Raw genomic sequence first — 13,127 nt, 5'->3', positions numbered from 1 at the left:
GGTGTCTATGAAGCTTTTGTAAATTGCAAGTGGTGCCTTCGCCGCACAATTAAATTACAACCAGTTCAAGCTGCCTGAGGGGCTGCGTCGCGAACCCCCTGGTCCACGTGGGCAGTGAACTGTTCGAAGTTGTCGACGAACAGTTGCACCAGCTTTTGGGCGGTACGGTCGTATTCTTCCTTGTCGCTCCACGCGGCGCGCGGGTCGAGCAGGTTGGTGTCGACGCCGGGCACGGCCACGGGGACTTCGAAGCCGAAGTTCGGATCCTTGCGGAACTCGACATCGTTGAGGCTGCCGTCGAGCGCGGCGTTGAGCAGCGCGCGGGTCGCCTTGATCGGCATGCGCTTGATGCCCGGCTCGCTCGCCTTGCCGCCGCTCCAGCCGGTGTTGACCAGCCAGCACTGCGCGCCGCCTTCGGCGATGCGCTTCTTCAGCAGGTTGCCGTAGACGCTGGGGTGACGCGGCATGAAAGCGGCGCCGAAGCAGGTGCTGAACGTGGCGGTCGGCTCGGTCACGCCGATCTCGGTGCCGGCGACCTTGGCGGTGTAGCCCGACAGGAAGTGATACATCGCCTGCTCCGGCGTCAGGCGCGCGATCGGAGGCAGCACGCCGAACGCGTCGGCAGTGAGCAGGATAACGTTCGAGGGCGGCGGCCCGAGATTCTTCTCGCTGGTGTTGGGAATGAATTCGATCGGATAGGCGCCGCGGGTGTTCTCCGTCTTGCTGTCGTCCGTGAAGTCGAGTTCGCGCGTTTCGGGATCCATCGTCACGTTCTCGAGGATCGTGCCGAACATCTTCGTGGTCGCGAAGATCTCCGGCTCGCCCTCCGCCGAAAGATTGATCATCTTGGCGTAGCAGCCGCCTTCGAAGTTGAAGATCGCCGTGTCCGACCAGCCGTGCTCGTCATCACCGATCAGGGTGCGGCTGGCATCCGCGCTGAGCGTGGTCTTGCCGGTGCCAGACAGGCCGAAGAAGATCGCGCTCTTGCCGTCGGCGCCGATGTTGGCCGAACAGTGCATCGGCATCACGCCCTGCGCCGGCAGCAGGAAGTTGAGCAGGCCGAACACGCCCTTCTTCATCTCGCCCGAATATTCGGTGTTGCCGATCAGGATCAGCTTCTCGGTCAGGTTGACCGCGATCACCGTGTCGCTGCGGCAGCCGTGGCGGTCGGGGTTCGCCTTGAAGCTGGGCAGGTTGATGATCGTATACTCCGGCTCGAAGCCGGCCAGTTCGTCGGCCGTCGGGCGGACCAGCAGCGTGCGGATGAACAGGTTGTGCCAGGCGAGCTGGTTCACGACGCGCACGTTGACGCGGTATTCCGGCTGGCTGCCGCCGAACAGGTCGGCCACGAACAACTCGTCCTGGTCCTTCAGCTCGGCGAGAAAATCAGCCTTGAGCGTATCCCAGTGCGCCTGGTCCATCGGCTGGTTGATCGCGCCCCAATTGATCGTGTCCTCGGTCGTCGCATCGCGGACGACGTACTTGTCCTTCACACTGCGCCCGGTGAATTTGCCGGTGTCGACCAGCAGCGCGCCGTCCTTGGTCAGGCGGCCCTCGCCCCGCTTCAGCGCTTCCTCGACCAGCGCCGCGGTGCCGAAGTTCGGCAGGATCTTGGCACGCGTGTCAAATCCTTGATCGGCAAGCGAAACGGGAAGCTGAACTGTCACGAGTTGATCTCCGGGGCTGTTCTCAATTGCGCCGCATCGTTGCACGGCTGCTTGGTTGGCGCGGCGCATAGTCGTGGCACGCCGCGCCGTCAAACCGGACGCACCTTAGCATCTGAAACCGATTCTTCACTTCCAAGTTTTTGTTTCGAAATCAATTTATTACCGCAAGCGCGAGGCATTGCCCGGCCATGCGCATTGGCAATCCCGGGCGTTGTCGCTAACTCCTTGGTGCAACACGGACATTGCCATGACCAACACCGATTCCACCGCCGACGCGCCGCAGGCCGCTGCCGATGCCCCAAGCGGCGAGCCGCGCCGGACGATCGCGCTGGTCGACGACGACCGCAATATCCTGACCACGCTATCCATCGCGCTGCAGGCCGAAGGCTATGCCACGCGGGTCTATTCTGATGGCGAAGCCGCGCTGCGCGCGCTGGTGGAGAACCCGCCGGATCTCGCCGTGTTCGACATCAAGATGCCGCGGATGGACGGAATGGAACTTCTGCAGCGGCTGCGCGAGACGAGCGACCTGCCGGTCATCTTCCTGACCAGCAAGGACGAGGAGCAGGACGAGGCGGCCGGCCTGGCCCTCGGCGCCGACGACTACATCACGAAGCCCTTCAGCCAGCGGCTGCTGCTGGCCCGGATCCGCGCGATCCTGCGCCGTGCTGGGCCGGCGACGGGCGGTATCGACGATCCCGTTACCGGCGCCGACGGGCCCGCCCTCACTCGCGGCCGGCTCGAGATGGACCCGGCGCGCCACCGCGTCACCTGGGACGGCCGCCCGGTTTCGCTGACAGTGACCGAGTTCCTCATCCTCGAGGCGCTTGCCGCGCGCCCCGGCGTCATCAAGAGCCGCAACCAGCTGATGGACGCGGCCTATCCCGACGACGTGTTCGTCGACGACCGGACGGTCGACAGCCACATCAAGCGCCTGCGCCGCAAGTTCCGCGCGGTCGACCCGGAATTCACCGGGATCGAAACGCTGTACGGTGCGGGCTATTCCTATTCCGATGGCTGAGACGCTGGCCGGCGACAGGCCGGAGCACGATCCGCTCGCCCGCCTGCGCTCGCCGCCGCTCACCTTCCGCATTCTGGCGGTCAACATCCTGCCGCTGCTGATCCTGGGCGGCGGCATCTTCTACCTCGATTCCTACCGCAAGGTGCTGCTCGACGAGCGCTACAAGCTGGCGCGGATCGAGGCGCAGATTACCGCCGAGGCGCTGGCCGGCGCGAGCAAGGAGCGGCAGGAGGCCGTGCTGCTGCAGATCGGCAAGGAACAGAAGATGCGCCTGCGCATGTTCGATGCCGAAGGCAGGCTGTGGGCCGACAGCTTCGCGCTGGGCGAACCGGCGTTCCAGTTCGACAGCGTCGGCGACGATACATTTCGCCAGCGATATGCCCGCTGGCTCGACCGTGCGGTCGACACCATCGTAGGTGCAGAACCCATACCCGACTATATCGAACCGGAATCGCAGCAGGCCGATGCCTGGCCCGAGCTCGCGACCGCCCGCGCGCAGGGCCTGACGCAGATCAAGCTGCGCGACGCGCCCGACGGCACCCCGGTGATCAACGCCGCCGCCCCCGTGGGGCTGGTCGGCGCCACTCTGCTCACCACGCGCAACGCGGTCGACATCACGGAGAACGTGCGCGAAGCCCGCTCGACGCTGGTCAGCGCAGTGTTCTTCGCCCTGATCATGTCGATCCTGGTTTCGCTCTACATGGCGCGCACCATCGTGGTGCCGCTGCGCACGCTGGCCCGCGCCGCGATCCGCGTGCGGCAGGGGCGCGACCGCCAGGTGGAGGTCCCGCGCATGACCGAGCGGAGCGACGAGATCGGCCTGCTGGCCCGCGCCACCAGCGACATGACCAACGCCCTGCGCCACCGCATCGATGCGGTCGAAACCTTCGCCGCCGATGTGGCGCACGAGATCAAGAACCCCCTCGCCAGCCTGCGCAGCGCGATCGATTCCCTGCCCAAGGTCGAGGACCCGGACCTGCGCGCGCAGCTTACCCAGGTAGCCGCCCACGACGTGCGCCGCATCGACCGGCTGGTGTCAGAGATTTCCGAAGCGAGCAGGATCGACGCGGAACTGAGCCGCGCGGTGTTCGAACCGGTCGACATGGCCCGTTTGGTGGAGAACGTCATCGCCCGGCGCGAAACGCGCGGAGAGAACGGCGACGTGTCGATCGAACTCGCGCGCGAGGGCGGGTCGTGCCTCGTCATGGGCGTGCCCATCCGGATCGAGCGGGTGATCGAGAACCTGCTCGACAACGCGGTCTCGTTCTCGCCGCCGGCCGGCCGGATCGCGATCAGGATTTCGGGCGGGCGCGAACTCGTCGAGGTCTCGATCTGCGACGAAGGCCCCGGCATCGCGCCCGAAGCGCGCGAGAAAGTCTTCGCCCGGTTCCATTCGCTTCGCCCGGAAGCGGAGGAATTCGGCTCGCACTCGGGCCTCGGCCTCGCCATCGGCCGCACGATTGCCGAAGCGCATGACGGCACACTGACGGTGGCCGATCGGGCCGATGGTCATGGCGGCGCCTGTCTCGTGCTGTCACTGCCCGCCGCGTGACCGGCCTGCTGGCCAACGTAACCTGCGTTGCCATCGGCGGGCGCGGCTTGCTGATCGAAGGGGCGAGCGGCAGCGGCAAATCCACGCTGGCGCTCATGCTGCTTGATCGCGGCGCGCAACTCGTGGGCGACGACGGCGTCACGCTTGAGGTCGAAGGCGACAGAGTGATCGCCGCGCCGCCGCCGCACACCGCGGGCAAGCTGGAAATTCGCAACGTGGGCCTGATCGACCTTCCGGCCGTGAGCGCCCCTCTCGCACTGGTTGTCCGCCTCGATCCCGAAGCGCCGCGTTTTATCGCCGCGCCCGGTGCCGCCGAGGTCGCCGGACAGGCCCTGCCGCTCGTTCGGCTCTACCCCGACACCCCTGCCCTGCCGCTGCGCGTGGAATGGGCGCTGCGGCAATTCGGATTGCCCTAGGGCTTTCCTTTCCCGTCTCAACCGCGCAGGAACGGCGGCGATGCCCGGCATTTCTTCCCCCGGCGACGATCGCCAGCGGATACTGTTGGTCACCGGCATGCTCGGTGCCGGCAAGACGACCGCCCTGCGCGAGCTGGAAGACCTCGGCTGGGAGGCGCTCGACAACTTCCCGGTGCGCTTCCTGCGGCGTCTGATCGGCAAGGAGGGCGAGCGGGCGGAGGGCGACGGTGCACCGCTCGCCATTGGATTCGACTGCCGCACGCGTGGCTTCATTCCCGAGGAAGTGATCGCCCGGGTCAAGCAGTTGGCCAGTCGCAGCGACCTGCTGGTCACGACGCTGTTCCTTGACTGCTCGGGCGCCGAGCTCCAGCGGCGCTTCGACGAAACACGGCGGCGCCATCACCTGGCGCAGGACATGCCGGTGACCGCGGGGATCGCGGCCGAGCGCGAGTTGATTGCCCCGCTGCGGCGATGGGCCGACATTCTCATCGACACGACCCGCTACACCACCAACGAGCTCAAGCAGGTGGTGCGCGAAAGGTTCGGAGCGGAATCCCCCGGCGCCACCACGGTCACGGTATCGAGCTTCGGCTTTGCGCGCGGCGTGCCGCCGGCGGCCGACCTCGTGTTCGACATGCGCTTCCTCGACAATCCCCACTGGGTGCCCGAACTGCGCGAATTGACCGGACTGGACGCCCCCGTGGGAGAACATATTGAACGCGATCCTGCCTTCGCCCCGGCGTTCGACAAGATCAGCCAGCTCCTGCTCGACCTGCTCCCGCGCTATGCCGCGCAGGGCAAGACCTACGTCAACATTGCCATAGGTTGCACCGGCGGGCGGCACCGGTCGGTCTACACGGCCGAACGGCTGGCCGGCGTGCTGCGCGACGCGGGCTTTTCCCCTACCCTGCTGCACCGCAACCTCGGCGCCAGGTCCGCAGAGATGATTGAAGGGGTGCAGCATTGAGCCTATGCCCGCCCCCTTCGCCCGCGAATCGCGCGGGCTCGGGACCGCAATTGAAGAGTTGTCATACCGCATGATCGGCATGATTCTGGTGACCCACGGCCGGTTGGCCGAGGAATTCGTCCACGCAATGGAGCACGTGGTCGGCGAACAGGCCGACGTCGCGACCATTTGCATTGGGCCGAATGACGACATGGAATTGCGCCGGCGCGAGATCGCCAACGCGATCAAGCGCGTCGACAGCGGCAAGGGCGCCGTGATCCTGACCGACCTGTTCGGCGGCACGCCGTCCAATCTCGCGATCTCGTTGCTCGAAGCGGGCAAGACCGAAGTCATCGCCGGCATCAACCTGCCGATGCTGATCCGGCTGGCCGGCGCGCGCAAGTCGCTCGGGCTGACCGAGGCGGTCACTGCGGCGCGCGATGCCGGGCGCACCTACATCACGATAGCGTCAGAATTCCTCGGACAGGACGCCTGACCCGATGGGCGAGGTGCGCGAGGCGGTGAAGATCGTCAACAAGCGCGGCCTCCATGCGCGCGCCAGCGCCAAGTTCGTGGGCGCGGTTTCGGCGATGGACGGTTGCCAGGTTACCGTAGGCAAGGACGGGCACAGCGCCGGTGGCAATTCCATCCTCGGCTTGATGATGCTCGGCGCCGCGATGGGCGATACGATCGAAATCGCCGTCTCGGGCGAAAATGCCGAGGAGCGGTTGGTCGAACTGGTCGAACTGGTGAGCAGCAAGTTCGGCGAAGACTAGGCCGCTGGGCGGACGCAGCGCATGACCCGCAGGCAGATCACCGGCTTCTCTAACCCCACCGTCAAGGCCCTGCGCGCCTTGCGCGACAAGAAGCATCGCAAGCGCGAGGGGCGCTTCCTGGCCGAAGGCCTGCGCCTGCTGACCGACGCGCGCGAAAGCGGCCGCCTGCCGGAAACGCTGGTCATGGCCGAGGCGCGCGATCCGCACCCGTTGCTCGATGCGCTGGAAGCTGATGTCGCCGCGGCCGGCGGCGAGGTGATCGAGACGACGCCCGACATCCTGTCCAAGATCACGGGCAAGGACAATCCGCAGGCCGTCATCGGGGTGTTCGCAGAATGGGACACCTCGATCCAGGCGCTGGATCGACACGCGGCCGACATCTGGCTGGTGGCCCAGGCGCTGCGCGACCCGGGAAACCTGGGCACGACGCTGCGCACCGGTGACGCGGTGAGTGCCGGCGGCCTGATCCTGATCGACGAATGCGCCGACCCCTTCAGCGCCGAGGCCGTGCGGGCTAGCATGGGCGCGGTCTTCACCCAGGCCATCGCCCAGGCGAGCTGGGACGAGTTTCTGCTCTGGTTACGTGGCGGAACGGGGCAGCTCGTCGCCGCCAGCCTGCGCGATGCCGTGCCCTATCGCGGCGCGCCCTACGCTGCGCCGTGCTTCATCCTGGTCGGCAACGAATCGCGCGGACTGCCCGAAGCCTATGAAGCCGCCTGCGACCTCAGGGTGACCATGCCAATGCGCGGGCGAGCCGACAGCCTCAACGCCGCCGTTGCCGCGGCCGTTCTCGCCTACGAGGTGCTTGCGACGCTCGACGCGTAGTCGCTGGAACGTGCCTTAATCCCCAGCCACCAGGCTGACGATGCGCCACTTGCCGTTGCGCGACGAGGCGAGCAGTCGATAATCGACCAGACTGCGCAGCTTGCCCGTCTCGATGTACCCGGTCTTGCCGTCCTTCGCCTTGATCTGCTGGTAGGCGTCGTCCGGCTTGAGAGTGGAAATCTGCACCACGTCCCACGATACCGGTTCGATGACCTCGGCCCCTTCCTCGGGCGACTTGAGCATCGGCACTGCTTCTCCCGTGACGAGCATCGACATGAACGGATCGGCCCCGCCGAAATCCTGCTCGAAGTACCACGGTATCGTCAGCCCGCCGGATTTGTTCGGGGCGCAGCCGAGCGTGAGGAGGTCCGACAGTTCCTGCCACAGCTTTCGGTCGTCCGCCTGCAGGCGCCGGCGCAATTCCACCGTACCTGCGCCGTCGCCGAAATCGAGCTTTACATCCTCGGCCGCCAGCGCGACGAGGGCGTCGGCATCGCGAGCGTTAACGGCGCTGGCGAGGTCCTGCAGGAAGACATCGGCCCCCTTGAGATCGCCGCAGGCGTTGCGCGGGGCATAGGGGCCCGTCGCTAGCCGAGGCGCCTCCGGCTTGTCCGCGCCGACAAGCTCTTCGGCCGTCTCTGCGACTTCCTCGACAGGAGCGGACTTCTGGTCGCAGGCCGCCAGCAGGGCCAGCAGCGGCAGTGCCGCAATCAGTGCTCTCATCCGCTTTCGCGTACCTCTTCCCGTTCCCCGCCCCTACCGAGCTGCGGCATGGCGGACGTCTCCTGCTCGGCAGATGTATATCTTGGGGCGCTTTCGACAAGGGGAACTTCGGGAATCTCGGCCTTTCCGACCTCGATGCCCTTCTCCGCCAGCCGCTTGCCCGAGGACAGGACGTTGCGTTCAAAGCTGCCGACGAACTTGTTGTAGTTGTTGACCGCCGTTTCCAGCCCGCCGCCCACGCGCTTGAGGTGATCCGCCGCAACCCGCAGGCGCTCGTAAAGCTCGGCTCCCATGCGCCCGATTTCCTGCGCCTCGCGCGCCAGCGAATCCTGCCGCCAGACCTGCGCAACCGTGCGGGCGATGGCGACCAGGTTGGTCGGCGTGGCCAGGAGCACCTTGTTGTGGAAGGCGAAATCCCACAGCTCGGGATCGGCTTCGAGCGCGGCGGCAACGAAGTGTTCGCCCGGCACGAACATCACCACGTAATCGGGCGCTTCGGCGAATTGGCTCTGGTAGGATTTGGCGCCCAGCGTCTGCACATGCCCGCGCATCGACTTGGCATGCAGATCCATGTGGCGCTTGCGATCGTCGTCGTTGTCCGCCTCGAAGGCGGCCTGATAGGCGTTGAGCGAGACCTTGGCGTCGATCACGAGCTTCTTCTGTCCTGGGACGTTGACGATCGCATCGGGCCTCAGCCGGCCGTCGTCGGTGTCCATCGAGTGTTCGAGATGGAAGTCGGTATGCTCGGCAAGGCCGCATTGCTCGAGCAGGTTCTGCAATGCGCGTTCGCCCCAGCGGCCGCGCGCCTTGGGCGCGTTGGTCAGCGAGTTGCCCAGCCGCTGCGCTTCGCGCCGGACCTGTTCCTGCCCTTCGCGCATCGAGGCGATCAGGCCGGTCAGCTCGCCGAAGGCCGATACGCGCTTCTGCTCCAGGCCGGTGACCTGCTCCTCATAGGATTTCAGCCGCTGGTGAACCGGCTCGAGCAGCGACTTGACCGCTTCCTTGTTGGCCGCCTCGGCATGGCCGAAGCGTTCGGCGGCACTGGCGAGGAACTTCTCCTGCGCGGCGCCCAGCACCTTGCTGCCGGTAAGTTGGAATTCCTTGAGCAGCTCTTCGCGCGCTTCGACCAGCAGGCGCTTCTGTTCGTCGAAATTGGCCGCGTTGGCTTTCAGGGTGGCGAGTTCGCCGGCGAGACTCTCGCGCTGCGTGCGCACCGTTTCCAGCTGCACCGCCAGCTCGTCGGCACGCCCGGCGCGGACCGTCGCATTCTCCAGCTCGACGATGGCGCGGCGAAATTTCTCGTCGAGATCGCGCGCCTCGGCATCGCGCTCGCCGTGCCGGGCCTTCCAGTCGGCCACCGGGCGGCCGCCCAGGAACCAGCCGAGCGCGAACCCTGCCAAAAGAGCGCCAATGACGAGGATGACGGCGGTGATATCCATGCGAGGTCTCGAGGCAATGGGAACAGAAAGCGAACCTATCGCCCCCGCTTACCGGGCACAAGGCCGAGCATCGTGACCATCCCCCGGCCCGTGAGCCCCCAAGCCAGAAACACACTTGAGATTCGCCCCGCCCCGATAGTATGTGCCACTTACAATTTCGGATTCGCGAAAATTTCGCGTGAGTGAACAACCGAAGCCAACCGGAGAGGACCGCCGATGCCCACCGATATCGAAATCGCCCGTCAGGCTACCCTGAAGCCGATCGCCGAGGTCGCTGCCGCGGCGGGCGTGCCCGACGAGGCGCTAATCCCCTACGGCAAGTACAAGGCCAAGATCGACCGCGATGCGCTGCCCAAGGGCGGCAGCAACGGGAAACTGATCCTCGTCACCGCCATCAACCCCACCCCGGCGGGCGAAGGCAAGACGACCACCTCGGTCGGCCTCAGCGATGCGCTCCACAACATCGGCAAGAAGGCGCTGCTCTGCCTGCGCGAGCCCAGCCTGGGCCCCTGCTTCGGCGTCAAGGGCGGCGGCGCGGGCGGCGGCAAGAGCCAGGTCATGCCGATGGACGAGATCAACCTTCACTTCACCGGCGATTTCCACGCGATCACCAGCGCGCACAACCTGCTGAGCGCAATGATCGACAACCACATCTACTGGGGCAACTCGCTCGAGATCGACCTGCGCCGCGTGACCTGGCGCCGCGTGCTCGACATGAACGACCGCGCACTGCGCCAGATCGTCGGCCCGCTGGGCGGCGTATCCAACGGCTTCCCGCGCGAAACCGGGTTCGACATCACCGTCGCTTCGGAGATCATGGCCATCCTGTGCCTCGCGAGCGACCTGGAAGACCTGCAGAAGCGCCTGGGCGACATCATCATCGGCTACCGCCGCGACAAGACCCCGGTCTTCTGCCGCGACGTGAAGGCCGACAGCAGCATGACCGTGCTGCTCAAGGACGCAATCCAGCCCAACCTCGTGCAGACGCTGGAGAACCGGCCCGCCTTCCTCCACGGCGGCCCGTTCGCCAATATCGCGCACGGCTGCAACAGCGTGATCGCCACCAAGACCGCCCTGCAGATGGCCGACTACGTGGTGACCGAGGCGGGCTTCGGTGCGGACCTTGGCGCCGAGAAGTTCATGGACATCAAGTGCCGCCTCGCCGGGCTGGAGCCCGACGCGATCGTGCTGGTGGCCACCGTCCGCGCGCTCAAGATGAACGGCGGCGTGGCAAAGAAGGATCTCGCCGATCCGAACGTCGACGCGGTCCGCAAGGGCGCGGTCAATCTCGAGCGCCACATCGAGAACCTGAATAAATTCGGCATCAATCCGACCGTCGCAATCAACCACTTCTACCTCGATACCGACGAAGAAATCGCGGTCATCCAGGAGATGGCCGAAAAGTACGGCACCGATGCGGTGATCTGCAAGCACTGGGCCGACGGCGGCGCCGGGGCGGAAGACCTGGCCCGGATCGTCGCCGAAAAGGCCGACAAGGGCGCGCAGTTCAAAAACCTTTATCCCGATGCCATGCCGCTGGCGGAAAAGATCGAGACGATCTGCCGCGAAATCTACCGCGCCGAGAGCGTGACGATTTCGCCTGCGGTGCGCAGCCAGCTCAAGCAGTGGGAAGAGATGGGCTACGGCAATTTCCCCGTCTGCATGGCCAAGACGCAATACTCGTTCTCGACCGACCCGACCGCGCTCGGCGCGCCGAGCGGGTTCGACGTGACGATCCGCGAGGTGCGCATCTCGGCCGGTGCCGGGTTCGTCGTCGCCATTGCGGGCGACATCATGACCATGCCTGGCCTGCCCAAGGTGCCGAGCGCCGAGGCGATCTATCTCGACGAGAACGGCCAGATCGAAGGCCTGTTCTAAGTTCCAGTCGATTGCCACAACAGCGATAGGGCCGTCCCGGCAGCGGGGCGGCCTTTTGCTATTGGTCCTTGCGCGATTGCCACGGCCACTTGCCGTCGATTTCCACCTCCAGGCTGAAGCTCAGGAAGGTGCGGATGATGACGATGAGCCCCAGCACGAGTACGCTGCGCAGCGTCGGTTCGATCGCCACCGTGCGGATGATGTCGGCGGCCACCAGCAGCTCCAGGCCGATGAGGATCGAACGCCCCAGCGTCTTGCGAAAGGCCGGGATCAGGTCGGCTCGGCCAACCGCCGCGCTGCCCGCACCGCGCGCGACGGTGCTAACGACCAGCGCGCCTGCCGCAAACAAGGCGCCCAGGATGATGGCGGCTATCCCCGCGAGTTCGAACAGCCGGGAGGCGTCGGTCGCGATGGCCAGCATCTGCGCATCGGTCAACATGCCCGGTTAATGGACGAACCGTGTCGGCCGTTCAACAGGGCGCCGGAACAAGCCCCCTGCCCGTTCGCTCTTTTCCGGAAGGAGACGAGCAATGTCGATCAAGGAAATGATCCGGGAACATCCGCAAGTCGGTGCCGACTACAACGAGCACCTGGCCGAGGCGGTCAAGCACGCGATGTATTGCGCGGCGATCTGCAATTCGTGCGCCGATGCCTGCAGCGCCGAGGAGATGGACATGCGCCGCTGCATCCGCCTGTGCATGGATTGTGCAGATGTGTGCACCGCGACGTACCGCGTGGCGAGCCGCCGGACCGACGAGAACCGCCAGCTTATCCGCACGATGCTGGCGACCTGCATCGAGGCTTGTGAAACCTGCCGGGCGGAATGCGAACAGCATGACCACGACCATTGCCGCCGCTGTGCCCGCATGTGCCAGGAATGCGCCGACGACTGCCGCCGGGCGCTCGAAACGCTCAACCAAGAAGTTCATGCCGAAGGGCGCGCCAGCACCTTCCACCATGGCGCCGCCTGACCCCTAGCGCGCCGGGCGGAACATGCCTTCTTGCGCAACGCTGGCGACCAGCGTCCCGTCTCGGCTGAAGATGCGGCCGAAGTTGAGCCCGCGCGCGCCTCCGCTCCACGGGCTTTCCATGTCGTAGAGCAGCCAGTCGTCGATCTTGACGTCCGTGTGGAACCAGATCGTGTGATCGAGACTGGCGCCCTTGATGTCGCGCAGGGCGAACGCGACCGGATGCGGCAGCGTCGACGTGAGCATGAGGCGCATGTCCGACCAGTAGGCGAGGATCGCCTGATGGATGAGCGGATCGGCGGGCGCCGCGGCGCGCATGCGGAACCAGACCTGCTGCCGGGGCGGCAGTTCGCTTCTGTCGAGCAAGGCGCGAGGATCGACCGGGCGCGTGTCGACAGGGCGCGGTTCGAGCAGGAAGGGCAACAGCCCCCGCTTCGCGCTTTCGGGCAATGCCGAGATCAGGTCCGCCTCGGACGCCAGATCCTCGGGCGGCGGCACCTCGGGCATGGCGGCCGCCTGATGCTGCAGGCCCTCCTCCTGCGCCTGGAACGACACCGATGCAGCCAGAATCGCCTGGCCCTGCTGGCTCGCCGTAATCCGGCGGTTGGCGAAGCTGCGCCCCTCGAACACGCGCGCCACCTCGAACTCGATCGGATGGTCCTCGCTGCCGCCGCGCAGGAAATAGGCATGGAGCGAATGGGCCCGGCGGCCGCGATCGACGGTGCGCTGCGCGGCGACGAGCGCCTGCGCGATGACCTGGCCGCCGTAGACGCGGCCGACGCCGCCGGGCTTGCGCGGCCCTTCGAAGCGATCCTGGCCGAGGTCTTTCGGGTCGAGCAGTTCGAGAAGGCGCGCGACAAGGTCTTCGGCGGTGGGTTCGCTCATGGCCGCGCCATGGCCCCGGCTCTGCCAGGGG

At 66.2% G+C, this 13,127-nt stretch carries 14 protein-coding genes; 9 read left to right on the top strand and 5 right to left on the bottom strand.

Translation table 11 applies throughout. The features are described 5' to 3' along the window. Window positions 1–65: 65 nt before the first annotated feature. Entirely contained in the window at window positions 66–1,667 is a 1,602-nt protein-coding gene (locus tag ACWPMZ_RS04880; RefSeq protein WP_455702889.1) for a phosphoenolpyruvate carboxykinase, read from the bottom strand. Between the two features lie 247 nt (window positions 1,668–1,914). Here ACWPMZ_RS04880 and ACWPMZ_RS04875 point away from each other — a divergent pair, with 247 nt between their 5' ends. The 7 genes from ACWPMZ_RS04875 to ACWPMZ_RS04845 all read left to right on the top strand — a co-directional run bounded on the left by ACWPMZ_RS04875 (window position 1,915) and on the right by ACWPMZ_RS04845 (window position 7,203). Then, entirely contained in the window at window positions 1,915–2,688 is a 774-nt protein-coding gene (locus tag ACWPMZ_RS04875) for a response regulator transcription factor (RefSeq protein WP_455702888.1), read from the top strand. Then, complete coding sequence (locus ACWPMZ_RS04870) at window positions 2,681–4,240, top strand: stimulus-sensing domain-containing protein (RefSeq protein WP_455702887.1); 1,560 nt, start codon at window positions 2,681–2,683, stop codon at window positions 4,238–4,240. The genes ACWPMZ_RS04875 and ACWPMZ_RS04870 overlap by 8 nt, the downstream gene beginning before the upstream one ends. Continuing rightward, window positions 4,237–4,656 (top strand): HPr kinase/phosphorylase, encoded by a 420-nt coding sequence (locus ACWPMZ_RS04865; RefSeq protein WP_455702886.1) that lies wholly within the window; start codon window positions 4,237–4,239, stop codon window positions 4,654–4,656. The genes ACWPMZ_RS04870 and ACWPMZ_RS04865 overlap by 4 nt, the downstream gene beginning before the upstream one ends. Before the next feature lie 40 nt (window positions 4,657–4,696). Continuing rightward, window positions 4,697–5,623 (top strand): RNase adapter RapZ, encoded by a 927-nt coding sequence (gene rapZ / locus ACWPMZ_RS04860; protein WP_455702885.1) that lies wholly within the window; start codon window positions 4,697–4,699, stop codon window positions 5,621–5,623. A gap of 70 nt (window positions 5,624–5,693) precedes the next feature. Next, window positions 5,694–6,098, top strand: a complete 405-nt coding sequence (locus ACWPMZ_RS04855) for a PTS sugar transporter subunit IIA (RefSeq protein WP_455702884.1) — start codon at window positions 5,694–5,696, stop codon at window positions 6,096–6,098. Between the two features lie 4 nt (window positions 6,099–6,102). Beyond that, window positions 6,103–6,378: an HPr family phosphocarrier protein gene (locus ACWPMZ_RS04850; RefSeq protein WP_455702883.1), complete on the top strand. Its 276-nt coding sequence runs from the start codon at window positions 6,103–6,105 to the stop codon at window positions 6,376–6,378. A gap of 21 nt (window positions 6,379–6,399) precedes the next feature. Next, on the top strand, window positions 6,400–7,203 hold the full coding sequence (locus ACWPMZ_RS04845; RefSeq protein WP_455702882.1) for a TrmH family RNA methyltransferase: 804 nt from the start codon (window positions 6,400–6,402) through the stop codon (window positions 7,201–7,203). Window positions 7,204–7,218: 15 nt separating this feature from the next. On the opposite strand, the gene ACWPMZ_RS04840 is transcribed toward ACWPMZ_RS04845, so the two are convergent. Together ACWPMZ_RS04840 and ACWPMZ_RS04835 are read right to left on the bottom strand one after the other, a co-directional pair. After that, a complete protein-coding gene (locus ACWPMZ_RS04840) occupies window positions 7,219–7,926 on the bottom strand; it encodes a hypothetical protein (RefSeq protein ID WP_455702881.1) in 708 nt (235 codons plus the stop codon). After that, window positions 7,923–9,365, bottom strand: a complete 1,443-nt coding sequence (locus ACWPMZ_RS04835; protein WP_455702880.1) for a DNA recombination protein RmuC — start codon at window positions 9,363–9,365, stop codon at window positions 7,923–7,925. Before ACWPMZ_RS04835 ends, ACWPMZ_RS04840 begins: the two co-directional genes overlap by 4 nt. A 216-nt stretch (window positions 9,366–9,581) precedes the next feature. Between ACWPMZ_RS04835 and ACWPMZ_RS04830 the strand changes: the two genes are divergently transcribed. Further along, window positions 9,582–11,243, top strand: a complete 1,662-nt coding sequence (locus tag ACWPMZ_RS04830) for a formate--tetrahydrofolate ligase (RefSeq protein ID WP_455702879.1) — start codon at window positions 9,582–9,584, stop codon at window positions 11,241–11,243. Window positions 11,244–11,301: 58 nt separating this feature from the next. Here the strand turns inward: ACWPMZ_RS04830 and ACWPMZ_RS04825 are convergent, their stop codons facing one another. Beyond that, window positions 11,302–11,664 (bottom strand): DUF1622 domain-containing protein, encoded by a 363-nt coding sequence (locus tag ACWPMZ_RS04825; protein ID WP_455702878.1) that lies wholly within the window; start codon window positions 11,662–11,664, stop codon window positions 11,302–11,304. A 109-nt stretch (window positions 11,665–11,773) separates the two neighbouring features. Between ACWPMZ_RS04825 and ACWPMZ_RS04820 the strand changes: the two genes are divergently transcribed. Next, complete coding sequence (locus ACWPMZ_RS04820; RefSeq protein ID WP_455702877.1) at window positions 11,774–12,214, top strand: four-helix bundle copper-binding protein; 441 nt, start codon at window positions 11,774–11,776, stop codon at window positions 12,212–12,214. A gap of 3 nt (window positions 12,215–12,217) precedes the next feature. Here the strand turns inward: ACWPMZ_RS04820 and ACWPMZ_RS04815 are convergent, their stop codons facing one another. Next, window positions 12,218–13,096 carry an acyl-CoA thioesterase gene (locus ACWPMZ_RS04815; protein ID WP_455702876.1) on the bottom strand — a complete coding sequence of 293 codons (879 nt, stop codon included), beginning with the start codon at window positions 13,094–13,096 and terminating at the stop codon, window positions 12,218–12,220. Window positions 13,097–13,127 lie beyond the last annotated feature (31 nt).

The sequence above is a fragment of the Tsuneonella sp. HG222 genome, from assembly GCF_053819185.1.
The sequence above is the reverse complement of the archived record's forward strand: the minus strand, read 5'-3'. Positions and strand labels throughout refer to the sequence as shown.